The 22,997-nt window shown below is 52.5% G+C and carries 25 protein-coding genes and 5 tRNA genes; 21 read left to right on the top strand and 9 right to left on the bottom strand.

Features of this window, described 5'->3' with window-relative positions; genetic code table 11:
• Positions 1-12 precede the first annotated feature (12 nt).
• The 17 genes from cydB to pnuC all read left to right on the top strand — a co-directional run bounded on the left by cydB (position 13) and on the right by pnuC (position 10,399).
• Complete coding sequence (cydB, locus tag LA337_06685; GenBank protein UBI17376.1) at positions 13-1,152, top strand: cytochrome d ubiquinol oxidase subunit II; 1,140 nt, start codon at positions 13-15, stop codon at positions 1,150-1,152.
• 14 nt (positions 1,153-1,166) lie between these two features.
• Positions 1,167-1,280, top strand: coding sequence for a cytochrome bd-I oxidase subunit CydX (cydX, locus tag LA337_06690; GenBank protein UBI17377.1), 114 nt, complete (start codon positions 1,167-1,169; stop codon positions 1,278-1,280).
• Positions 1,280-1,573: a cyd operon protein YbgE gene (gene ybgE, locus LA337_06695; GenBank protein ID UBI17378.1), complete on the top strand. Its 294-nt coding sequence runs from the start codon at positions 1,280-1,282 to the stop codon at positions 1,571-1,573. The genes cydX and ybgE overlap by 1 nt, the downstream gene beginning before the upstream one ends.
• A gap of 275 nt (positions 1,574-1,848) precedes the next feature.
• Complete coding sequence (gene ybgC, locus LA337_06700; GenBank protein ID UBI17379.1) at positions 1,849-2,253, top strand: tol-pal system-associated acyl-CoA thioesterase; 405 nt, start codon at positions 1,849-1,851, stop codon at positions 2,251-2,253.
• The gene (gene tolQ, locus LA337_06705) at positions 2,250-2,942 is read left to right on the top strand and encodes a Tol-Pal system protein TolQ (GenBank protein UBI17380.1); all 693 of its coding nucleotides are present in this window, start codon (positions 2,250-2,252) and stop codon (positions 2,940-2,942) included. The genes ybgC and tolQ overlap by 4 nt, the downstream gene beginning before the upstream one ends.
• A gap of 3 nt (positions 2,943-2,945) precedes the next feature.
• Complete coding sequence (gene tolR, locus LA337_06710; protein UBI17381.1) at positions 2,946-3,374, top strand: colicin uptake protein TolR; 429 nt, start codon at positions 2,946-2,948, stop codon at positions 3,372-3,374.
• Between the two features lie 64 nt (positions 3,375-3,438).
• Positions 3,439-4,695, top strand: coding sequence for a cell envelope integrity protein TolA (gene tolA, locus LA337_06715; GenBank protein ID UBI17382.1), 1,257 nt, complete (start codon positions 3,439-3,441; stop codon positions 4,693-4,695).
• A gap of 128 nt (positions 4,696-4,823) precedes the next feature.
• On the top strand, positions 4,824-6,116 hold the full coding sequence (tolB, locus tag LA337_06720; GenBank protein ID UBI18414.1) for a Tol-Pal system beta propeller repeat protein TolB: 1,293 nt from the start codon (positions 4,824-4,826) through the stop codon (positions 6,114-6,116).
• 34 nt (positions 6,117-6,150) lie between these two features.
• Positions 6,151-6,669, top strand: coding sequence for a peptidoglycan-associated lipoprotein Pal (gene pal, locus LA337_06725; protein UBI17383.1), 519 nt, complete (start codon positions 6,151-6,153; stop codon positions 6,667-6,669).
• A gap of 9 nt (positions 6,670-6,678) precedes the next feature.
• Positions 6,679-7,467, top strand: coding sequence for a cell division protein CpoB (gene cpoB, locus LA337_06730; protein ID UBI17384.1), 789 nt, complete (start codon positions 6,679-6,681; stop codon positions 7,465-7,467).
• A 165-nt stretch (positions 7,468-7,632) separates the two neighbouring features.
• Positions 7,633-7,708: transfer RNA gene (locus LA337_06735), tRNA-Lys, on the top strand.
• A 36-nt stretch (positions 7,709-7,744) separates the two neighbouring features.
• Positions 7,745-7,820, top strand: a tRNA-Val gene (locus LA337_06740).
• 3 nt (positions 7,821-7,823) lie between these two features.
• A tRNA-Lys gene (locus LA337_06745) sits at positions 7,824-7,899 on the top strand.
• Between the two features lie 147 nt (positions 7,900-8,046).
• A tRNA-Lys gene (locus tag LA337_06750) sits at positions 8,047-8,122 on the top strand.
• Positions 8,123-8,254: 132 nt separating this feature from the next.
• Positions 8,255-8,330, top strand: a tRNA-Lys gene (locus LA337_06755).
• A 276-nt stretch (positions 8,331-8,606) separates the two neighbouring features.
• A complete protein-coding gene (nadA, locus tag LA337_06760) occupies positions 8,607-9,650 on the top strand; it encodes a quinolinate synthase NadA (GenBank protein ID UBI17385.1) in 1,044 nt (347 codons plus the stop codon).
• 29 nt (positions 9,651-9,679) lie between these two features.
• Complete coding sequence (gene pnuC / locus LA337_06765) at positions 9,680-10,399, top strand: nicotinamide riboside transporter PnuC (protein UBI17386.1); 720 nt, start codon at positions 9,680-9,682, stop codon at positions 10,397-10,399.
• Here pnuC and zitB read toward each other — a convergent pair.
• Positions 10,396-11,337, bottom strand: coding sequence for a CDF family zinc transporter ZitB (zitB, locus tag LA337_06770; protein ID UBI17387.1), 942 nt, complete (start codon positions 11,335-11,337; stop codon positions 10,396-10,398). The genes pnuC and zitB overlap by 4 nt on opposite strands.
• 113 nt (positions 11,338-11,450) lie before the next feature.
• On the bottom strand, positions 11,451-11,825 hold the full coding sequence (locus LA337_06775; GenBank protein ID UBI17388.1) for a YbgS-like family protein: 375 nt from the start codon (positions 11,823-11,825) through the stop codon (positions 11,451-11,453).
• 317 nt (positions 11,826-12,142) lie between these two features.
• Here LA337_06775 and aroG point away from each other — a divergent pair, with 317 nt between their 5' ends.
• A complete protein-coding gene (gene aroG, locus LA337_06780) occupies positions 12,143-13,195 on the top strand; it encodes a 3-deoxy-7-phosphoheptulonate synthase AroG (protein UBI17389.1) in 1,053 nt (350 codons plus the stop codon).
• Between the two features lie 69 nt (positions 13,196-13,264).
• Here the strand turns inward: aroG and gpmA are convergent, their stop codons facing one another.
• The 7 genes from gpmA to modE form a co-directional block, all read right to left on the bottom strand.
• Positions 13,265-14,017, bottom strand: a complete 753-nt coding sequence (gene gpmA, locus LA337_06785) for a 2,3-diphosphoglycerate-dependent phosphoglycerate mutase (GenBank protein UBI17390.1) — start codon at positions 14,015-14,017, stop codon at positions 13,265-13,267.
• Between the two features lie 231 nt (positions 14,018-14,248).
• Positions 14,249-15,289, bottom strand: coding sequence for a galactose-1-epimerase (gene galM / locus LA337_06790; protein UBI17391.1), 1,041 nt, complete (start codon positions 15,287-15,289; stop codon positions 14,249-14,251).
• Positions 15,283-16,431, bottom strand: coding sequence for a galactokinase (galK, locus tag LA337_06795; protein UBI17392.1), 1,149 nt, complete (start codon positions 16,429-16,431; stop codon positions 15,283-15,285). The genes galM and galK overlap by 7 nt, the downstream gene beginning before the upstream one ends.
• Positions 16,432-16,434: 3 nt before the next feature.
• Positions 16,435-17,481, bottom strand: coding sequence for a galactose-1-phosphate uridylyltransferase (galT, locus tag LA337_06800; protein ID UBI17393.1), 1,047 nt, complete (start codon positions 17,479-17,481; stop codon positions 16,435-16,437).
• A gap of 9 nt (positions 17,482-17,490) precedes the next feature.
• Positions 17,491-18,507 (bottom strand): UDP-glucose 4-epimerase GalE, encoded by a 1,017-nt coding sequence (gene galE, locus LA337_06805; GenBank protein ID UBI17394.1) that lies wholly within the window; start codon positions 18,505-18,507, stop codon positions 17,491-17,493.
• A gap of 217 nt (positions 18,508-18,724) precedes the next feature.
• Positions 18,725-20,197 carry a molybdate ABC transporter ATP-binding protein ModF gene (gene modF / locus LA337_06810; protein ID UBI17395.1) on the bottom strand — a complete coding sequence of 491 codons (1,473 nt, stop codon included), beginning with the start codon at positions 20,195-20,197 and terminating at the stop codon, positions 18,725-18,727.
• 67 nt (positions 20,198-20,264) lie between these two features.
• Positions 20,265-21,053 (bottom strand): molybdenum-dependent transcriptional regulator, encoded by a 789-nt coding sequence (gene modE, locus LA337_06815; protein UBI17396.1) that lies wholly within the window; start codon positions 21,051-21,053, stop codon positions 20,265-20,267.
• 130 nt (positions 21,054-21,183) lie between these two features.
• Here modE and LA337_06820 point away from each other — a divergent pair, with 130 nt between their 5' ends.
• The 3 genes from LA337_06820 (at position 21,184) to modB (ending at position 22,995) form a co-directional block, all read left to right on the top strand.
• Positions 21,184-21,333, top strand: coding sequence for an AcrZ family multidrug efflux pump-associated protein (locus LA337_06820; GenBank protein ID UBI17397.1), 150 nt, complete (start codon positions 21,184-21,186; stop codon positions 21,331-21,333).
• A 199-nt stretch (positions 21,334-21,532) separates the two neighbouring features.
• Positions 21,533-22,306 (top strand): molybdate ABC transporter substrate-binding protein, encoded by a 774-nt coding sequence (modA, locus tag LA337_06825; protein UBI17398.1) that lies wholly within the window; start codon positions 21,533-21,535, stop codon positions 22,304-22,306.
• On the top strand, positions 22,306-22,995 hold the full coding sequence (gene modB / locus LA337_06830; protein UBI17399.1) for a molybdate ABC transporter permease subunit: 690 nt from the start codon (positions 22,306-22,308) through the stop codon (positions 22,993-22,995). Before modA ends, modB begins: the two co-directional genes overlap by 1 nt.
• Positions 22,996-22,997 lie beyond the last annotated feature (2 nt).

Genomic DNA, 22,997 nt, shown 5'->3' on the forward strand with positions numbered 1-22,997 from the left:
AGGAGTCGTCAAATGATCGATTATGAAGTATTGCGTTTTATCTGGTGGCTGCTGGTTGGCATTCTGCTGATTGGTTTCGCGGTCACTGATGGCTTCGACATGGGGGTGGGCATGCTCACCCGTTTCCTCGGCCGTAATGATACCGAGCGTCGAATTATGATTAACTCCATCGCCCCACACTGGGACGGTAACCAGGTTTGGCTCATCACCGCAGGCGGCGCACTGTTCGCAGCCTGGCCGATGGTGTATGCCGCCGCGTTCTCCGGCTTCTATGTGGCGATGATTCTGGTACTGGCATCGTTGTTCTTCCGTCCGGTCGGTTTTGATTACCGCTCCAAGATTGAAGACATGCGCTGGCGCAACATGTGGGACTGGGGCATCTTCATTGGTAGCTTCGTTCCACCGCTGGTTATTGGCGTGGCATTCGGCAACCTGCTGCAAGGGGTTCCGTTCCACGTAGACGACTACATGCGTCTGTACTACACCGGTAACTTCTTCCAGTTGCTGAATCCGTTTGGTCTGCTGGCGGGTGTCGTGAGTGTTGGGATGATCATCACCCAGGGCGCGACCTATCTGCAGATGCGTACGGTAGGTGAGCTGCATCTGCGTGCACGTGCAACTTCGCAGGTTGCGGCACTGGTGACTCTGGTCTGCTTCGCGCTGGCCGGTGTATGGGTGATTTACGGTATTGACGGTTATGTTGTGACCTCCGCACTGGATCACCATGCCGCCTCAAACCCGCTGACCAAAGAAGTGGCTCGCGAGGCTGGCGCATGGATGGTGAACTTTAATAACGCACCTATCCTGTGGCTGGTTCCTGCACTGGGCGTCGTTCTGCCGCTGTTGACTATCCTGACTTCTCGTATGGAGAAAGGGGCATGGGCGTTCGTCTTCTCCTCACTGACGTTAGCCTGCATCATCCTGACTGCCGGTATCGCAATGTTCCCGTTTGTGATGCCATCCAGCACCATGATGAACGCAAGCCTGACTATGTGGGATGCCACCTCCAGCCAGCTTACATTGAACCTGATGACCTGGGTCGCGGCGGTGTTTGTACCGATCATTCTGTTGTACACCGGCTGGTGCTACTGGAAGATGTTCGGTCGCATCACTAAAGAAGATATTGAAAGCAACACCCACTCTCTGTACTAAGTAAGGAGCTTAAAATGTGGTATTTCGCATGGATTTTGGGAACGCTTCTTGCCTGTGCATTTGGGATAATCACAGCGCTGGCGCTTGAGCACGTTGAATCAGGCAAAGCCGGACAAGAAGATAGCTGATGACCAACATTATCGCGATGGTATACAACGCGATGGACAAGCGCCCCCTGCGGGCGCTTTCCTTTGTGCTGGCAATCGTGTTGGCTGGCTGCATATTCTGGGATCCGTCACGTTTTGCGGCCAAAACCAGTGAGCTTGAAATCTGGCATGGTTTCCTGCTGATGTGGGCGGTCTGCGCAGGCATTATTCACGGCGTTGGCTTCCGTCCTCGCGCGGTGCACTGGCAGGGCATCTTCTGCCCGCTGATCGCGGATATCGTCCTCATTGTTGGACTGTTTTTCTTCTTCTTTTGAATAAGAAACATCCTTAAATATTTATGGGCTTGCATAAGCCCATAATTTTTTACTCTCCGTTTACTTTCCCCCATTCCAAAGCACCATTCCCGCGCGTATAGTAGCGAAGTTTGAAAGCACTAACCTTTTGTTGCATTACCGGGATGTACAGTGAAGACAGCGCGATATACAACGACATTCTTGATGCATCGCGGCGGCAAGAACGCGAGTCACCAGGCGCTTACCAGGGTAAGCAACTGGTGTGAGTGGGCGAAGCCAACAAAGAGGCAGTAGGAATGAATAAGTATATGTTTCGATGGCCGGTTCGTGTCTACTATGAAGATACCGATGCCGGTGGGGTGGTTTACCACGCCAGCTACGTCGCTTTTTATGAAAGAGCTCGTACAGAGATGCTGCGTCATCATCACTTCAGTCAGCAGGTCCTGTTGGCCGAACGTGTAGCCTTTGTGGTGCGCAAGATGACCCTCGAGTATTTTGCGCCTGCCCGGCTCGACGATATGCTCGAAGTTCAAACCGAAATTACGTCAATGCGTGGCACCTCATTGGTTTTCACGCAACGCATTGTCAACGCAGAGAACACCGTGCTGAATGAAGCCGAAGTTCTGATCGTTTGCGTTGATCCACTCAAAATGAAGCCTCGTGCGCTTCCCAAGTCTATTGTCGCGGAGTTTAAGCAGTGACTGACATGAATATCCTTGATTTGTTCCTGAAGGCAAGCCTTCTGGTTAAACTTATCATGTTGATTTTGATTGGTTTCTCAATCGCATCCTGGGCCATTATTATCCAGCGGACCCGTATTCTTAATGCTGCTTCACGTGAAGCCGAAGCATTTGAAGACAAGTTCTGGTCTGGCATTGAATTGTCGCGTCTGTATCAGGAAAGCCAGGGGCGTCGTGATAATCTGGCGGGCTCAGAGCAAATTTTCTATAGCGGATTCAAAGAGTTTGCGCGTCTGCATCGGGCGAATAGCCATGCGCCGGAAGCGGTCGTTGAAGGAGCATCCCGTGCGATGCGTATCTCGATGAACCGTGAACTGGAAACGCTGGAAACGCATATTCCATTCCTCGGCACCGTCGGCTCCATCAGCCCGTATATCGGTCTGTTCGGTACCGTTTGGGGGATCATGCACGCATTTATCGCGCTGGGCGCGGTAAAACAGGCCACGCTGCAAATGGTCGCGCCGGGTATCGCGGAAGCGTTGATCGCCACGGCTATCGGTCTGTTTGCGGCAATCCCGGCGGTTATGGCTTACAACCGACTGAATCAGCGCGTGAACAAGCTGGAACTGAATTACGACAACTTTATGGAAGAGTTCACCGCGATTCTGCACCGCCAGGCGTTTACCGTTAGCGAGAGCAACAAGGGGTAAGCCATGGCCAGAACGCGTGGACGAGGTCGTCGCGAACTCAAGTCCGAAATCAATATTGTACCGCTGCTCGACGTACTGCTGGTGCTGTTGCTGATCTTTATGGCAACCGCGCCGATCATTACGCAGAGTGTGGAAGTCGACCTGCCGGATGCGACCGAATCGCAAGCCGTCAGCAGTAACGACGAACCGCCGGTCATTATTGAGGTTTCCGGTATTGGGCAATACAGCGTGGTCGTTGAGAAAGACAGGATGGATCAACTGCCGCCGGAGCAGGTTATCGCGGAAGCGAAAAGCCGCCTGCAAACCAATCCGAAAACGGTCTTTTTAATCGGTGGTGCGAAAGACGTGCCTTATGATGAAATAATTAAAGCGCTGAACTTGTTACACAGTGCAGGCGTAAAATCGGTTGGCTTGATGACGCAGCCAATCTGATGACCGCGTTTTGCTGGCTTGAAAGATAGCGCGTAACAGGCGAACAGTTTTTTGGGAACCGAGAGTGTCAAAGGCAACCGAACAAAACGACAAGCTCAAAAGGGCGATAATTATTTCAGCGGTGCTGCATGTCATTTTATTTGCAGTACTGATCTGGAGTTCGTTCGATGAGCACATTGATGCTTCAGCTGGCGGCGGTGGCGGTTCGTCCATCGACGCCGTTATGGTCGATCCTGGCGCCGTTGTGCAACAGTACGACAGGCAGCAGCAGCAGCAGGCAAGTGCGAAACGTGCAGAAGAACAGCGTGAAAAACAGGCGCAGCAGCAAGCTGAGGAACTTCGCGAGAAGCAGGCGGCTGAGCAAGAGCGACTGAAGCAGCTGGAAAAAGAACGTTTAGCCGCGCAGGAAAAAGTGCGCGAACAGGCGGAACAGCAAAAGCAGGCCGAAGCCGCCGCCGCGAAAGCGCAAGAGCAACAGAAACAGGCTGAAGAAGCTGCGGCGAAGGCTGCTGCAGATGCGAAGGCCAAAGCTGATGCTCAGGCGAAACAAGCGGCAGATGCTGCGAAGAAAGCCGCTGCGGACGCACAGAAAAAAGCTGAGGCTGAAGCCGCTAAATCCGCCGCTGATGCGAAGAAAGCTGCAGAAGCACAAGCTGCTAAGGCAGCAGCAGACGCTGCGAAGAAAGCGCAGGCTGAGGCCGCTAAGCAAGCTGCAGCCGAGAAAGCTGCCGCTGAGAAAGCAGAAAAAGCCGCCGCCGCGAAAGCTGCCGCTGCTGAAAAAGCGGCGGCTGATAAGAAAGCCGCGGCTGAAAAAGCAGCTGCAGATAAAAAAGCTGCAGCCGAGAAAGCCGCTGCCGATAAGAAAGCTGCGGCTGATAAAGCGGCTGCTGCGAAAAAGGCTGCGGCCGAAAAAGCCGCAGCAGCCTCTGGCGTTGACGACTTGTTAGGTGACCTAAGCTCCGGTAAGAATGCACCGAAATCGGGTGGTGGAGCGAAAGGAAGCGGTCAACCGGCGAAAGATAGTGGTACAAGTGGTGCTAATGGCGGTGCATCTGGCGCTGATATCAGTGCTTACGCATCTCAAATTCGTAATGCGATCCAGAGTCGTCTGTATGGTGCCGATTTGTATGCAGGTAAATCTTGCGTATTACATATCAAGTTAGCACCCGATGGTCTGTTACTGGATGTGACCGAAGAGGGCGGAGATCCGGCATTGTGCCAGGCTGCGCTGACGGCTGCGAAAACAGCCAGAATTCCTAAACCGCCTAGCCAGGCTGTTTATGAAAAAGTAAAAGATGCCAAACTGGACTTTAAACTGTAATAACGCCCCCTGAGAATTCAGGGGAAACGGTCTAAGGTTGAGACAGAGTTCTGGTAGTTTTGTGTATTTGAGTTTGTTAACATTCTGCTAAATTATCGTGGGCTTTCCGTCCAGATAAGGGAGATATGATGAAGCAGGCATTACGAGTAGCATTTGGTTTTCTGATGCTGTGGGCAGCGGTGCTGCACGCAGAAGTACGTATCGAGATCACCCAGGGGGTGGACTCGGCACGCCCGATTGGTGTTGTCCCCTTCCAGTGGGCAGGGCCGGGTGCTGCACCTGAAGATATCGGTGGCATCGTAGGCGCTGACCTGCGTAACAGCGGTAAATTTAATCCGTTAGACCGCTCTCGTCTGCCTCAGCAGCCGGGTACCGCGCAGGAAGTTCAACCTGCCGCATGGTCTGCGCTGGGTATTGATGCCGTGGTCGTCGGTCAGGTTACACCGAATCCGGATGGTTCCTACAGCGTCGCTTATCAACTGGTAGATACCGGTGGCGCGCCGGGTACCGTACTGGCGCAGAATACTTATAAAGTGAACAAGCAGTGGCTGCGTTATGCGGGCCATACTGCCAGTGACGAAGTGTTTGAAAAACTGACCGGTATTAAAGGTGCATTCCGTACCCGTATCGCTTATGTTGTTCAGACTAACGGCGGTCAGTTCCCGTACGAATTACGTGTGTCTGACTACGATGGTTACAACCAGTTCGTGGTACACCGTTCTCCGCAGCCGCTGATGTCACCGGCGTGGTCTCCGGACGGTTCAAAACTGGCATACGTCACTTTCGAAAGCGGTCGTTCTGCACTGGTTATTCAGACGTTGTCTAATGGCGCGGTTCGTCAGGTAGCGTCGTTCCCACGTCACAACGGTGCACCTGCGTTTTCTCCGGATGGCAGCAAACTGGCGTTTGCCCTGTCTAAAACCGGTAGCCTGAACCTGTATGTTATGGACATTGGTTCCGGTCAGATCCGTCAGGTTACGGATGGTCGTAGTAACAACACGGAACCTACCTGGTTCCCGGACAGCCAAAACCTGGCCTTTACCTCTGACCAGGCCGGTCGTCCGCAGGTATATAAAGTTAACGTCAACGGCGGTGCTCCGCAGCGTATTACCTGGGAAGGTTCGCAAAACCAGGATGCAGATGTGAGCAGCGACGGTAAGTTTATGGTAATGGTAAGCTCTGCCAATGGTCAGCAGCACATTGCCAAACAAGATCTGGTAGCGGGTGGCGTACAAGTCCTGTCGTCAACGTTCCTGGATGAAACGCCAAGTCTGGCACCTAACGGCACTATGGTAATCTACAGCTCTTCTCAGGGGATGGGATCCGTGCTGAATTTGGTTTCTACAGATGGGCGTTTCAAAGCGCGTCTTCCGGCAACTGATGGTCAGGTTAAATTCCCTGCCTGGTCGCCGTATCTGTGATAATAAATAATTGATTAATAAAGGAATCATTGAAATGCAACTGAACAAAGTGCTGAAAGGGCTGATGATTGCTCTGCCTGTTATGGCTATTGCAGCGTGTTCTTCTAACAAGAACGCCAGCAATGACGGCAGCGAAGGCATGCTGGGTGCCGGCACTGGTATGGATGCAAACGGCAGCGGCAACATGTCTTCTGAAGAGCAAGCGCGTCTTCAGATGCAACAGCTGCAGCAGAACAACATCGTTTACTTCGATCTGGACAAGTACGATATCCGTTCTGACTTCGCTGCAATGCTGGATGCTCACGCTAACTTCCTGCGTAGCAACCCATCTTACAAAGTCACCGTAGAAGGTCATGCGGACGAACGTGGTACGCCTGAGTACAACATCTCCCTGGGTGAGCGTCGTGCGAACGCCGTTAAGATGTACCTGCAGGGTAAAGGCGTTTCTGCTGACCAGATCTCCATCGTTTCTTACGGTAAAGAAAAACCTGCAGTACTGGGTCATGACGAAGCGGCTTACGCCAAAAACCGTCGCGCCGTACTGGTTTACTAAGAGAATTGCATGAGCAGTAACTTCAGACATCATCTGTTGAGTCTGTCGTTACTGGTTGGCATAGCGGCCCCCTGGGCCGCTTTTGCACAGGCGCCAATCAGTAGTGTCGGCTCTGGCTCGGTCGAAGACCGTGTCACTCAACTCGAGCGTATTTCTAACGCTCACAGTCAGCTTTTAACCCAACTCCAGCAACAACTCTCCGATAATCAGTCCGATATTGATTCCCTGCGTGGTCAAATTCAGGAAAATCAGTATCAACTGAATCAGGTTGTTGAGCGCCAGAAGCAAATATTGCTGCAGATGAATAATCTTGGCAGCGGTAGTGCGCCTGCGGCACAGTCTACGAGTGGCGATCAGAGTGGGGCGGTAACTCCTACACCTGATGCGGGAGCTGCGGCAACGTCAGGGGCTCCCGTGCAAACTGGCGATGCGAATACCGATTACAATGCAGCAATTGCCCTGGTACAGGATAAATCCCGCCAGGATGACGCGATTGAAGCATTCCAGAACTTCATCAAAAAGTACCCAGACTCTACTTACCTGCCAAATGCGAATTACTGGCTGGGTCAGTTGAATTACAACAAGGGTAAAAAGGATGATGCTGCGTTCTATTTTGCTTCGGTAGTTAAAAACTTCCCAAAATCACCTAAGGCTGCAGACGCGATGTATAAAGTCGGCGTTATCATGCAGGACAAAGGTGACACAGCAAAAGCTAAAGCGGTTTATCAGCAGGTTATCACTAAATATCCTGGCACTGATGGCGCGAAACAAGCGCAAAAACGCCTTGGCGCGATGTAATGACCACCATGCGACCAGAAATCGTGTTATTTCTGGTCGTGTCGTGTGATTCCTAAGCAGTTGAGTTATTTACATCGAAATTTTTGTTGCGCTAAAATCTGAAATCAGTAATATATGCCGCCGTTGCCAAGGGATATCAAACAGCCCGAAAGCGGCGAAAAAAGTGGGTCGTTAGCTCAGTTGGTAGAGCAGTTGACTTTTAATCAATTGGTCGCAGGTTCGAATCCTGCACGACCCACCACTAACTCAGTTAGTAAGTAGTATCCAGCGTAGTATCGGGTGATTAGCTCAGCTGGGAGAGCACCTCCCTTACAAGGAGGGGGTCGGCGGTTCGATCCCGTCATCACCCACCACTCGGGGCGTTAGCTCAGTTGGTAGAGCAGTTGACTTTTAATCAATTGGTCGCAGGTTCGAATCCTGCACGCCCCACCAACTTTAACATCGTACTCAGATGTTAAACGTGAAGGATAACGTTGCTTTAGCAACGGCCCGTTAGGGCGAGACGAAGTCGAGTCATCCTGCACGCCCCACCACTATTTTGGTGGTTTCGAGTAAAAATTTTTCAGGTTACATCCGAGCGGGTCGTTAGCTCAGTTGGTAGAGCAGTTGACTTTTAATCAATTGGTCGCAGGTTCGAATCCTGCACGACCCACCAATGTTTCTGGTGAAAGCAATAGTAAACCGTGAAGGATAACGTTGCGTAAGCAACGGCCCGTAGGGCGAGGCGAAGCCGAGTCATCCTGCACGACCCACCATCCTGAATAATTGAAGTAGTACACCCCATATGGGGGCGTTAGCTCAGTTGGTAGAGCAGTTGACTTTTAATCAATTGGTCGCAGGTTCGAATCCTGCACGCCCCACCAGTGTAAAAAGGCGCCCTAAAGGCGCCTTTTTGCTATCTGCGATTTATAAGATTCGAACCTGCTTGCCTGATGCGCTTCGCTTATCAGGCCTACGGGTGCCAAATGTAGGCCGGATAAGACGCCAGTCGCCATCCGGCACTCATCACACGCAATTATTGTGACTTTTCTGCGCCAATTCGCTATCTTGTTTAGCATATAAAACAAATCAAACCGAATATGGCGTGCGTCACGCTTTTAATCGGTTATTTCGTTAAGCCAGTAAAACGAGAAAGCAAGATGAGCGTGATGTTTGATCCAGAAGCAGCAATTTATCCGTTTCCGCCGAAACCAGCGCCGCTGAGTGTGGATGAAAAGCAATTTTATCGTGAAAAAATCAAGCGCCTGCTGAAAGAGCGTGATGCCGTTATGGTCGCGCACTATTACACCGATCCTGAAATTCAGCAGTTGGCAGAAGAGACCGGCGGCTGTATCTCCGATTCTCTGGAGATGGCGCGGTTTGGTGCAAAACATTCTGCCTCTACGCTGCTGGTTGCCGGCGTGAGGTTTATGGGAGAAACCGCCAAAATTCTCAGCCCGGAAAAGACTATCCTGATGCCGACCTTACAGGCGGAATGTTCATTAGATCTGGGCTGTCCGATTGACGCGTTCAGCGCATTTTGCGACGCGCATCCGGATCGTACCGTGGTGGTTTACGCTAATACCTCAGCCGCCGTTAAAGCACGTGCGGACTGGGTTGTCACTTCCAGTATCGCAGTAGAACTTATTGAGCATCTTGATAGTTTAGGTCAAAAAATCATCTGGGCCCCGGACAGGCATCTGGGCAACTACGTGCAAAAACAGACCGGTGCAGACGTTCTTTGTTGGCAGGGAGCTTGTATCGTCCACGATGAGTTTAAAACCCAGGCTTTAACACGCATGAAAGGGCTTTACCCTGATGCCGCTGTGCTGGTGCACCCGGAGTCCCCTCAGTCTATCGTAGATATGGCTGATGCGGTTGGCTCAACCAGCCAGCTAATTAATGCAGCAAAATCGTTACCGCACAAGCAGCTGATTGTGGCGACTGACCGGGGCATTTTTTACAAAATGCAGCAAGCCGTTCCGGATAAAGAGCTACTTGAAGCTCCGACGGCCGGTGAGGGGGCAACTTGTCGCAGCTGCGCGCATTGTCCGTGGATGGCGATGAACGGCCTCAAGGCGATTGCTGAGGGCCTGGAGGAGGGTGGTGCGGCTCATGAGATACATGTTGATGCCGCACTGCGAGAAGGGGCGTTGTTGCCGTTAAACCGTATGTTGGAATTTGCGGCTACACTTCGAGCTTAATTATTTATTTTTTTGCTCTGGGGGAAAAGATGGACTTTTTTAGCACGCAGAACATTCTGGTACATATTCCGATTGGCGCGGGCGGTTACGATCTGTCATGGATCGAAGCCGTGGGGACGATCGCCGGGTTGCTGTGTATTGGCCTCGCGAGTCTTGAGAAAATCAGCAATTACTTCTTTGGTCTGATAAACGTCACGTTGTTTGCGATTATCTTCTTTCAGATCCAACTCTATGCCAGCCTGTTGCTGCAAGTTTTCTTCTTTGCCGCCAACATCTACGGCTGGTATGCCTGGTCCCGGCAAACCAACCAGCATGAAGCGGAACTGAAAATTCGCTGGCTGCCGTTACCAAAAGCGATCGGCTGGCTGGCGGCTTGCGTGGTGGCGATTGGCCTGATGTCGGTCTATATCGATCCGGTCTTTGCGTTCCTGACCCGTATCGCGGTGAACATCATGCAGGCATTGGGATTACAGGTTGTTGTGCCTGAACTGCAACCCGATGCATTCCCGTTCTGGGACTCCTGCATGATGGTGCTGTCGATTGCGGCGATGATCCTGATGACGCGTAAATACGTTGAAAACTGGCTGCTGTGGGTGATCATTAACGTCATCAGCGTGGTGATCTTTGCCCTGCAAGGCGTATATGCCATGTCGCTGGAATATGTGATCCTGACGGTTATCGCCCTGAACGGTAGCAGGATGTGGATTAATAGCGCGCGTGAGCGGGGTTCCCACGCGCTGTCCCATTAATGGTGGTGATGTGAATGGCCGGACACGCCCTGATACAGGTGGCAGTCCGGCCCATTGCACGGCTGATACTCCATCTGGATCGTCGCATGCTCAATCTGGTAGTGATGGATAAGGAAATGTTGAATACGCTCCAGCAGCGCATCGTGATCGTGCGGCGGGATCACCTGCACATGCAGCGTCATCACCGGTTTTTCACCCACCATCCAGACATGGACATGGTGTACGTTGCGCACTTCAGGGATGTCCCGGCTGAGATGGCGCTGTAGTGCGGCGATATCCAGCGCCAGCGGGGCGCCTTCCAGTAATTCATTAACGCTATCTTTTAATAATCGCCAGGCACTGCGCAGCACCAGCACGGAAACCAGGATCGACAGGATCGGATCCGCAGGCGTCCAGCCCGTCCAGATGATAATCAGTGCCGCGATAATTGCCCCAACAGAACCGAGTAAATCGCCCATCACATGCAGCGCTGCGGCGCGGACGTTCAGGTTTTTCTCTTCACTGCCGCGATGTAAAACCCAAAAAGCGAGCACGTTGGCCAGTAGGCCTGCGACAGCTATAACCATCATCATGCCGCCAGCCACAGGGCGAGGCGTCTGGAAGCGTTCAACCGCCTCCCAGACGATTAAAATGGTGATAACGACCAATGCGATGGCATTAACAAATGCAGCCAGCGTCGTGAGCCTCAGCCAACCGAAGGTGTGGCGGATTGTGGGTGGGCGGCGGGAAAACTGGACCGCCAGCAACGCGAAAAGGAGCGCTGCGGCATCCGTGAGCATATGCCCGGCGTCGGCCAGCAAGGCCAGCGAGCCGGAGAGTATTCCCCCCACCACTTCAACCAACATAAATCCGGCTGTAATGCAAAATGCGAACATCAGTCGGCGGGCATTATTGTCCTTCGGTTGCTCAGAGGAAGTATGAGTATGTGCGTGCGCCATTATGCCATCCCTTTGTTATTCTCATCTTTACTGTATGCCATGATACCGTTTTTGGGATGATAAAATTAAAAAGGAGAGCTATTGCTCTCCCGTTATTAGCTTTATTTTCAGCGTTACTGGGTGGTGCCGTCAGTTTTGGTATCAACATCATTATTGATGCCGTTTCCGGTCTCAACCTTCTTATTCACATCGGGGCAGCGGCCGTCTTTACACATGGTATTTTTGTGCACCTCGTCTTTGGTCATCCCCTCATGGTTCATTGACGAACCGTCCGGGTGAAGCATTGTGCCACCTGAATTCACGTTACTGTTGTCGACATTATTTGGCGCTACGTTTTCGCGGGCGTCAGGGGCGACTTGTCCGGCGTCAGCCGAGGAATTTGCCTGGCCGTTATTGGACTGAGCGTTGGTGTCCGCAGCCAGCGCCGCGCCGCTGGCGAGGCTGAGTGTAGCGGTAAGAAAGAGTGAAGCGAGCTTTGTCATATGCATAATATGCTCCTGTTAAGGTCGATATGTCGGATAACGTCTTCCAACAGTGCATGTGGCAGATACATCATCAATATGTGGTTAATAGTTTTGCTGTTGAAATTAAAACCAGCATAGAATCTTGAAAATTATGAAAATTAAAGCTGTTACAGTTATAAATTGTAGATTGGATCTCGTTTTTCGCTACTTTATTGCGTTTTTTTGGCCAATTCCAGGATTAATCCGTCCAAAGTGTAAAACCCCGTTTACACTTTATGACTGAAGATATAGATTGGAGGGATTGCATTCATTTATATAAGTATGGCAACGCTGGAATAATCATGAATTATCAGAACGACGATTTACGCATCAAAGAGATCAACGAGTTATTACCGCCAGTCGCACTGCTGGAAAAATTCCCCGCTACTGAAAATGCCGCAAATACGGTGGCTCATGCCCGTAAGGCGATTCATAAAATTCTGAAAGGAAGCGACGATCGCCTGCTGGTGGTGATTGGACCGTGTTCAATTCATGATCCGGCCGCTGCCAAAGAGTATGCCGCTCGCCTGCTGGCGCTGCGCGAAGAGTTAAAAGGCGAGCTTGAAATTGTCATGCGCGTCTATTTTGAAAAGCCACGTACTACCGTTGGCTGGAAAGGGCTTATCAACGATCCGCACATGGACAACAGCTTCCAGATCAACGATGGGCTGCGCATTGCGCGTAAACTGCTGCTGGATATCAACGACAGCGGATTGCCGGCTGCGGGTGAATTCCTCGATATGATCACCCCGCAATATCTCGCCGACCTGATGAGCTGGGGCGCGATTGGGGCACGAACTACTGAATCTCAGGTGCACCGTGAACTAGCATCTGGTCTGTCTTGCCCGGTTGGTTTTAAAAATGGTACCGATGGCACCATCAAAGTGGCGATTGATGCAATCAACGCCGCAGGAGCGCCACACTGCTTCCTGTCGGTGACCAAATGGGGTCATTCGGCGATCGTGAATACCAGTGGCAATGGCGATTGCCATATCATTCTGCGCGGCGGCAAAGAGCCGAACTACAGCGCTCAGCATGTTGCCGAGGTGAAAGAAGGTCTGATCAAGGCAGGACTCTCAGCGCAAGTGATGATCGACTTTAGCCATGCCAACTCCAGCAAGCAGTTCAAAAAGCAGATGGATGTTGCGAAAGATGTTTGCGGGCAAGTCGCCGGTGGCGAAAAAGCGATTATCGGCGTGATGATCGAAAGCCATCTGGTAGAAGGCAACCAGAACCCGGATAGCGGCGAACCGCTGACCTACGGTAAGAGTATCACCGACGCCTGCATTGGTTGGGAAGATACCGATGCGGTGCTGCGCCAACTGGCGGATGCGGTAAAAGCGCGCCGCGGTTAAGTTTTAATGCCTCTCTCATAGGCAAAAAAAAGCGCGGATAATCCGCGCTTTTTGTATCCTGCGAAGAAATTACTTCGCTTTACCCTGGTTCGCCACGGCGGCGGCTTTTGCTGCGATCTCGTCAGCGTTACCCAGATAGTAGTGTTTGATCGGCTTGAAGTTTTCGTCGAACTCATACACCAGCGGTACGCCGGTCGGGATGTTCAGTTCAAGGATCTCATCTTCACCCATGTTATCCAGATATTTCACCAGCGCACGCAGAGAGTTGCCGTGAGCGGCAATAATCACACGCTCACCGCTTTTCATGCGCGGCAGAATGGTTTCATTCCAGTAAGGGATAACACGATCGATGGTCAGCGCCAGGCTTTCGGTAACCGGTAACTCTTTGTCGGTCAGCTTCGCATAACGCGGATCGTGACCCGGATAACGCTCGTCGTCTTTGGTCAGTTCTGGCGGGGTAACCGCAAAGCCGCGACGCCATTGCTTAACCTGCTCATCACCGTATTTTTCTGCGGTTTCCGCTTTGTTCAGACCCTGCAGCGCGCCGTAATGACGTTCATTCAGTTTCCAGGATTTCTCAACCGGCAGCCACGCCTGATCCAGTTCGTCCAGTACGTTCCACAGGGTGTGGATGGCACGTTTCAGCACAGAGGTATAAGCAAAATCGAAGCTGTAGCCTTCCTCTTTCAGCAGTTTACCTGCCGCTTTTGCTTCGCCTACACCTTTCTCGGACAGATCAACGTCATACCAACCGGTAAAACGGTTCTCGTTGTTCCACTGACTTTCACCGTGACGTACCAGAACCAGCTTAGTTACAGCCATACACTCACTCCTATAAATCATATTGAATGATAATAATTCTCATTATATTGCCGTAATTCGTCAGCGGCAATGCTTACGCATAACCATAGCAAAATAGCGCCACAGTGTAAGGTTCTTGTGAATTCAAGGTTGCGATTTTGTCTTTGAGTGGTGGGGATTTGAGCGGGTCTGTTGTGATAAACAAGCAACAGGCCCGATACGTTACGTCATCGGGCCTGTGACGGGGAAGGCTCAGACGGGAATAAACTGATATTCCGTTACGCTGGCGTACTCGTCCCCCGGACGCAGGAAGCAGTCCGGCTGTGGCCACTCTGGATGGTTCGGGCTATCAGGCAGAAACTCACTTTCCAGCGCCAGACCTTGCCAGTCTTCGTAGGCGTCTGGCCCACGAGATGGCGTACCGCCGAGGAAGTTGCCGGAGTAAAACTGCAATGCCGGGGCCGAGGTGTAGACCACCATTTGCAGTTTTTCATCCTGTGACCATAGCTGAGCCACCGGTGTACGTGCATTACCCTGAGCCTGAAGCAGGAAGGCATGATCGTAACCTTTCACCTTGCGCTGATCGTCATCGGCCAGAAATTCACTGCTGATGATTTTAGGCGTGCGAAAATCGAAAGTGCTACCGGCGACGGATTTCAGTCCATCATGCGGGATGCCCATTTCGTCCACCGGTAAGTACTCGTCCGCCAGAATTTGCAACTTATGCTGGCGCACATCCGTTTTATCGCCGTCGAGATTAAAGTAGACGTGATTTGTCAGATTTACCGGGCAGGGCTTATCGACCGTGGCGCGGTAGGTTATCGAAATACGATTATCGTCAGTCAGGCGATACTGCGCGGTAGCGCATAGATTACCAGGGAAGCCCTGATCGCCATCTTCAGACGTTAAGGCGAACAGTACCTGACGGTCATTCTGATTGACTATCTGCCAGCGGCGTTTGTCGAAACCATCCGGCCCGCCGTGCAGTTGGTTGTCGCCCTGACTTGGTATTAATTCGACGGTTTCGCCGGCAAAGGTATAACGACTGTTGGCGATACGGTTAGCGTAGCGACCAATCGAGGCCCCCAAAAATGCAGCCTGTTCCGGGTATTGTTCCGGGCTGGCGCACCCGAGTATGGCTTCGCGCACGCTACCATCGCTAAGCGGAATACGCGCAGAGAGCAGGGTTGCGCCCCAGTCCATGAGCGTGACCACCATCCCTGCGTCATTGCGCAGGGTGAGCAGGCGAAACGGCTGACCGTCCGGAGCCTGCACAGGGATTTCGTTTAACATTGTCCAGCTCCTTGAGAAGGTTTGCAGACGTAGAATGTTTCTTTGATACCGGTTTTTGCTTCGTACTGCTCGGCGACAGCCTGCTGAACGGCAGGTACCAAATCTTGCGGGATCAGCGCCACGATGCAGCCGCCGAAGCCGCCGCCAGTCATACGTACACCGCCTTTATCGCCGATGGTCGCTTTGACAATCTCTACCAGAGTATCAATTTGCGGCACGGTAATTTCAAAGTCATCGCGCATTGAGGCGTGAGATTCCGCCATCAGTTGGCCCATACGCAGCAGGTCGCCTTTTTCCAGCGCCTGCGCGGCTTCAACGGTACGCGCATTTTCTGTGATGACGTGGCGGACGCGTTTGGCGACAATCGGATCCAGTTCGTGGGCGACGGCGTTAAACGCTTCAAGGCTGACATCACGCAGCGCTGGTTGCTGGAAGAAACGCGCGCCGGTTTCACACTGTTCGCGACGAGTGTTGTATTCGCTGCCGACCAATGTGCGTTTAAAGTTGCTGTTGATGATTACCACCGCGACACCCTCAGGCATCGAAACGGCTTTAGTGCCCAGCGTACGACAGTCGATCAGCAACGCATGATCTTTCTTGCCAAGCGCAGAGATCAACTGATCCATAATGCCGCAGTTACAACCGACAAACTGGTTTTCAGCTTCCTGACCATTCAGGGCAATCTGCGCGCCGTCGAGCGGCAGATGATAGAGCTGCTGGAATACCGTACCAACAGCGACTTCCAGCGAGGCGGAAGAGCTTAAACCCGCACCCTGCGGGACGTTACCGCTAATCACCAGATCCGCGCCGCCAAAAGCATTATTGCGCTTTTGTAGATGTTTCACCACGCCACGCACGTAGTTTGACCACTGCTGGGTGTCATGGGCGATAATCGGCGCATCGAGAGAGAACTCATCAATCTGATTGTCGTAATCAGCGGCGACTACGCGGACTTTTCGATCGTCGCGCGCCGCACAGCTGATGACGGTCTGATAGTCGATGGCGCAGGGCAGAACGAAGCCGTCGTTATAATCGGTATGTTCGCCGATCAGGTTTACGCGACCCGGCGCCTGAATAATATGGGTGGCAGGGTAGCCAAACGTTTCTGCAAACAGAGATTGTGTTTTTTCTTTCAGACTCATTATTTAAACTCCGGATTCGCGAAAATGGATGTCGCTGACTGCACGCAGTCGCTCAGCCGCTTGTTCTGCCGTCAGGTCACGCTGGGTCTCCGCCAGCATTTCATAACCGACCATAAATTTACGCACGGTCGCAGAACGCAGCAGCGGCGGGTAAAAGTGTGCGTGCAACTGCCAGTGTTCGTTTTCTTCACCGTTAAACGGTGCGCCGTGCCAGCCCATAGAATAGGGGAATGAGCACTGGAACAGGTTGTCGTAACGACTGGTCAGTTTTTTCAACGCCAGCGCCAGGTCTGTACGCTGTTCATCGGTCAAATCAGTAATACGCAGCACGTGCGCTTTCGGCAGCAGCAGCGTTTCGAACGGCCACGCGGCCCAGTAAGGTACAACTGCCAGCCAGTGCTCGGTTTCAACGACCGTACGGCTGCCGTCCGCCAGTTCACGCTGGACGTAATCAACGAGCATCGGCGCGCCTTGTTCGGCGTAGTACGCTTTCTGCAGGCGATCTTCACGTTCGGCTTCGTTAGGCAAAAAGCTGTTGGCCCAAATTTGTCCGTGTGGGTGCGGGTTCGAGCACCCCATCGCTGCGCCTTTATTCTCAAAGACCTGCACCCAGGGATAGGTTTTGCCTAAGTCTTCAGTCTGCTCCTGCCACGTTTTTACGATTTCTGTCAGCGCAGGGACGCTGAGTTCCGGCAGCGTTTTGCTGTGATCGGGTGAGAAGCAAATCACGCGGCTGGTACCGCGCGCGCTCTGGCAGCGCATCAACGGATCGTGACTGTCCGGCGCGTCCGGGGTATCGGACATCAGCGCCGCAAAGTCATTGGTGAAGACATAGGTCCCGGTGTAATCCGGGTTTTTGTCACCGGTAACGCGCGTATTACCAGCGCACAGGAAGCAGTCCGGGTCATGCGCAGGCAGTACCTGCTTAGACGGGGTTTCCTGCGCCCCTTGCCAGGGGCGTTTGGCGCGATGCGGTGATACGAGGATCCACTGCCCGGTGAGTGGGTTAAAACGACGATGTGGATGATCGACAGGATTGAATTGCGTCATGATTGGTCCTTAATCCGAATATCCTTGTGGGTGGCGTGACTGCCAGTGCCAGGTGTCTTGTGCCATTTCATCCAGAGTGCGGGTCACGCGCCAGTTGAGCTCGCGATCGGCTTTGCTGGCATCAGCCCAGTAGGCCGGAAGATCGCCATCACGGCGCGGAGCGAAATGGTAATTAATGGGTTTACCGCAGGCTTTGCTGAAGGCGTTGACCACGTCCAGCACGCTGCTGCCGATGCCTGCCCCAAGGTTGTAAATATGTACACCCTGTCTGCCAGCCAGCTTTTCCATGGCGGCAACGTGGCCGTCGGCGAGATCCATCACGTGGATGTAGTCGCGAACGCCGGTGCCATCTTCAGTGGGGTAGTCGTTGCCAAATATGGCAAGGGATTCGCGGCGACCTACGGCAACCTGTGCGATGTATGGCATCAGGTTGTTTGGAATACCTTGCGGATCTTCCCCCATATCTCCCGACGGATGAGCGCCAACCGGGTTGAAGTAGCGCAGCAAGGCGATGCTCCAGTCGGGCTGTGCTTTTTGCAGGTCGGTGAGGATCTGTTCCACCATCAGCTTACTTTTGCCGTACGGACTTTGCGGCGTGCCGGTGGGGAAGCTTTCAACATAAGGAATTTTCGGTTGATCGCCATAGACGGTCGCGGAGGAGCTGAAAATGAAGTTTTTCACGTTGGCGGCGCGCATTGCATTCACCAGACGCAGAGTGCCGTTGACGTTGTTATCATAATACTCCAGCGGCTTGGCAACGGATTCTCCCACGGCTTTTAAACCAGCAAAGTGGATGACCGTGTCAATGGCATGATCGTGCAGAATTTCGGTTATCAGCGCCTCGTTGCGGATATCTCCTTCCACGAAAGTTGGATGCTTGCCGCCTAAACGCTCGATGACGGGCAGAACGCTACGCTTGCTGTTGCAGAGATTATCCAGAATCACTACTTCGTGACCGTTTTTCAGCAACTGCACGCAAGTGTGGCTTCCAATGTAACCGCTACCACCTGTAACCAATACTCTCATAATTCGCTCCGTTAAGCCTATGGTATGCAATAACCATAGCATAACAAAGATGCGAAAAGTGTGACATGGAATAAAATAGTGGAATCGTTTACACACTGGCATTTTCAGGTGTACGTAGTGGTTATTATATTTTAAATCATTACGTTAGATTGTTTTCTCAGCGTTTGTCTGAAAAAAAGGCCAGAAAAAGGGCGTATTCAACGCCCTGGTATGAAAATTAACGCAGAGAGGTTTGTCGATAGGTGTAGATATCGCCCTCGGGGACAAACTCCAGTCGATGGGTAATACAGGCTGGGGCATCTTCGGCATGATGAGAGACGAACAGCAGTTGAGTTTCACCTTCACCGATTAGCACATCCACAAACCGACGAATCAGTTGGCGATTGAGAGGATCTAATCCTTGCAAAGGCTCATCAAGAATCAACAACGTAGGATGTTTAACTAATGCGCGAACAATCAATGCCAGCCGCTGCTGTCCCCAGGAAAGACTATGAAACGGCGCATCCGCGGTACGCTTATCGATGCCCAGGATTTCCAGCCACTGCTGTACCAGCTTGTGCTGCCTGTCGGAGACGGCCTGATAAATGCCGATTGAATCAAAATAACCAGAGAGAATAACGTTGCGTACCGTCGTACTTACCCGGTAATCCAGATGCAGGCTGCTGCTGACGTAACCGATGTGTTTTTTGATATCCCAGATAGTTTCACCGCTGCCCCGACGGCGGCCAAACAGGGTCAGGTCGTTGCTGTAACCCTGGGGATGATCGCCGGTGATTAAACTGAGCAAGGTTGATTTTCCCGCACCGTTGGGGCCGACAATTTGCCAGTGTTCCCGCGGATTTACCCGCCAGCTCAGATGATGAAGGATAGGGCGATCGTTATACGAGACGGTGCCATCGTTAAGCACAATTCGCGGCGCGTTTTCTGACAATGTGCGCCGCACCGAAGGCTCATCCGGCTCGGGTAACTGAATGCCTTCCAGCCGCTCGCTATGGGCAAGCTGAGCGATTAATGCTTGTTGCAGAAGGTCGGTTTTTGCGCCGGTGTCCGTCAGCGTGCAATCGGCAAGTACGCCAGCAAACTGCACGAATTCGGGAATTTCATCAAAACGATTAAGCACCATCACCAGCGTTAAACCGGCCTGGTGCAGTTCAGCGAGCAGTTCTGCTAACTGCCGACGGGACGCCACGTCCAGCCCGTCAAAGGGTTCATCCAGGATCAGTAAATCTGGCGAGGACATTAACGCCTGGCAGAGCAGGGTTTTACGTGTTTCACCGGTCGAAAGGTATTTGAAACGTCTGTTAAGCAGAGCTGAAATGCCAAACTGCTGCGCCAGCACAGCGCAGCGGGCGGGATCGTTGACCTCATCCTGAATGATTTCAGCGGTGGTGCGCCCGGTGTCGTCTTCGCCGGGGCTAAGAAGGTCGGTGTTGTTTCGCTGCCATTCGTCGCTGACCAGCTTTTGGAGTTGCTCAAAAGAGAGTCGGGTAATACGCGCGAACTGACAGTGGCGCTCGCCTTTCAGGAGCGGCAACTCTCCCGCCAGCGCGCGGGCCAGCGCGGATTTCCCGCTACCGTTAGAACCAACAAACGCCCAGCTATCACCCGCGTTTAACGTCAACGCATCTATCTGGAGCATTTTTGTGTCGCTAAGACGAAACGTGCCTTGCGAAATTTGCAACGATGACATTTTGTATCCCATTATTTGCAGCGATTAATAACAGGGATACGTGTTCTTCAGGCTGATGTCAATTAACTCAGCACAGTGTGGCGATAATCACCCGGTCAGCATTAAACCATGCGGTGACGTTAGCGCCTTCTTGCAGCGTTGTGGCGTCCTGGGCCGGGACAGTGGCGCACAGCGTCTGGCCGTCTGGTAACGTCATCAGCACTTCACACTGTTCCGCTCCGCGTTCTATATGGCTGATCGTACCCTGCAACTGGTTATCGGCGGCCTGGGCAATGGCGTCGTCCTGAGTAATTCCTACCCATGGTGCTTTCAGCAGAATCAACACTTCTTTACCTTCCTCCAGGCCCAGACGCTCGCCGCTTTGCGCAGTGATCGCGACTTTCAGGCGCGTTTCGCCATCGGCCAACAGCACGTCGACATGCTGTTGAACCTGATCGTGGTCGCGGGCGGTTATTGTGCCAAACCACTGGTTACGGGCGCTGGTTTGCAGTGAAAAACGAGAGATAGCCGCCAGCAGGCTATTGAGCGGCAGCGCATCGTCATCGCTCAAAACATCAAAGGCTTTTTGTTGGATTTGCGCCAGTAAATCGTACAGCTGGATTAAGCGTTGGCCGTAGCGTGTTAACACCGCGCCGCCGCCGCCTTTGCCGCCTGTTGCGCGCTCAACCAGCGTCTGCTCGCTGAGCTGGTTCATTTCATTAATCGCATCCCAGGCGCTCTTGTAGCTAATACCTGCATCCTTCGCGCCCTGACTGATGGAGCCGGAAAGCGCAATGTGCTTAAGCAGAGAAATGCGACGGGGATCGGCAAACAGTTTTTGCTGAAGTTTCAGCGTAAGAAGGATTTCGGCCTGCATCACAAGCTCCTGGCAAAAAAGGGTATTGTGACGGAAAACCGCGCCTGAGCAAAGCCGACCGCACAAAAGGGGAGTGCTTTTCTGCGTTATGTGGTTAGAATACAGCTAAGGACTATATCTGGAGTTGACCATGTTAGAGTTATTGAAAAGTCTGGTATTCGCCGTAATCATGGTACCTGTGGTAATGGCCATCATTCTGGGTCTGATTTACGGACTGGGTGAAGTGTTCAACATTTTCTCCGGTATCGGTCAGAAAGACCAGTCCAGACAGAATCATTGATTCCCCAAACGCCCGCTCAGTCGGGCGTTTATATTTTTCGCCTGCCAACCCGTTTTCGCTGACTACAGTTTCTCAAGATCCTGCTTTCCCTGCCGATATTTTCTTTGTCTAACCTCTAATTGGTATCAATAACCTCTGGGAAAATCCTGATTTACTCGTTATATTTGCGCCTACATAACGAAACGCAAAGGAGTTACAGATGGCACGTACATGGTTACGCTTGTTTGCAGGGGCAACACTTTCTCTTACCGTTGCCGGGCATGCGCTGGCGGATGAAGGCAAAATTACGGTGTTTGCCGCGGCTTCACTGACCAACGCGATGCAGGACATTGCGACGCAATACAAAAAAGAGAAGAACGTTGATGTTGTCTCCTCTTTTGCCTCTTCATCCACACTGGCGCGTCAGATTGAAGCAGGCGCACCGGCCGATCTGTTTATTTCTGCCGATCAGAAATGGATGGATTACGCGGTAGACAAAAAGTCGATTGATACCGCAACGCGTGCAACGCTGTTAGGTAACAGCCTGGTGGTGGTCGCGCCGAAAGCCAGTGCACAGAAAGACTTCACTATTGACAGCAAAACCAACTGGACCAGCCTGTTGAACGGTGGACGTCTGGCCGTTGGCGATCCGGAACATGTTCCGGCGGGCATTTATGCCAAAGAAGCGCTGCAAAAACTGGGTGCATGGGATACCCTGGCCCCGAAACTGGCACCTGCTGAAGATGTGCGCGGTGCGCTGGCGCTGGTAGAGCGTAACGAAGCGCCGCTGGGTATCGTCTATGGTTCCGATGCCGTCGCCAGCAAAGGCGTAAAAGTCGTTGCGACTTTCCCGGAAGATTCGCACAAAAAAGTGGAATACCCTATCGCGATTGTTGATGGGCACAAAAACGCAACGGTTAGCGCGTTCTATGATTACCTGAAAGGACCGCAGGCTGCTGAAATCTTTAAACGTTATGGATTTACGACCAAGTAATGATACTGACCGATCCTGAATGGCAGGCCGTCATACTGAGCCTGAAAGTTTCTTCCCTGGCCGTCTTGTTTAGCCTGCCGTTTGGGATCTTCTTTGCCTGGCTGCTTGTGCGATGCAAGTTCCCGGGCAAAGCACTGCTCGACAGCGTTCTGCATTTGCCGCTGGTTCTGCCGCCGGTGGTGGTGGGCTATCTGCTGTTGATTGCTATGGGGCGGCGCGGATTCATTGGCGAATGGCTGTACGACTGGTTTGGCATCACCTTTGCCTTTAGCTGGCGCGGTGCGGTGCTGGCCGCAGCGGTGATGTCCTTCCCTCTGATGGTAAGGGCTATTCGTCTGGCGTTGGAAGGTGTTGACGTCAAACTGGAGCAGGCGGCCCGCACGCTGGGAGCCGGACGCTGGCGCGTATTTATGACCATTACGCTACCGCTGATGCTACCCGGCATTATTGTCGGTACGGTGCTGGCGTTTGCGCGTTCCCTCGGGGAATTCGGCGCAACAATTACCTTTGTCTCCAATATTCCTGGCGAAACCCGCACTATCCCTTCGGCGATGTATACCTTGATCCAGACCCCCGGCGGCGAAAGCGCGGCGGCAAGGTTATGTATTATTTCTATTGTGTTAGCGCTGATTTCACTGCTGATCTCTGAATGGCTGGCGCGTATTAGCCGTGAACGGACGGGGCGATAACC

The sequence above is a fragment of the Citrobacter europaeus genome (assembly GCA_020099315.1).
GTDB classification, from domain to species: domain Bacteria; phylum Pseudomonadota; class Gammaproteobacteria; order Enterobacterales; family Enterobacteriaceae; genus Citrobacter; species Citrobacter europaeus.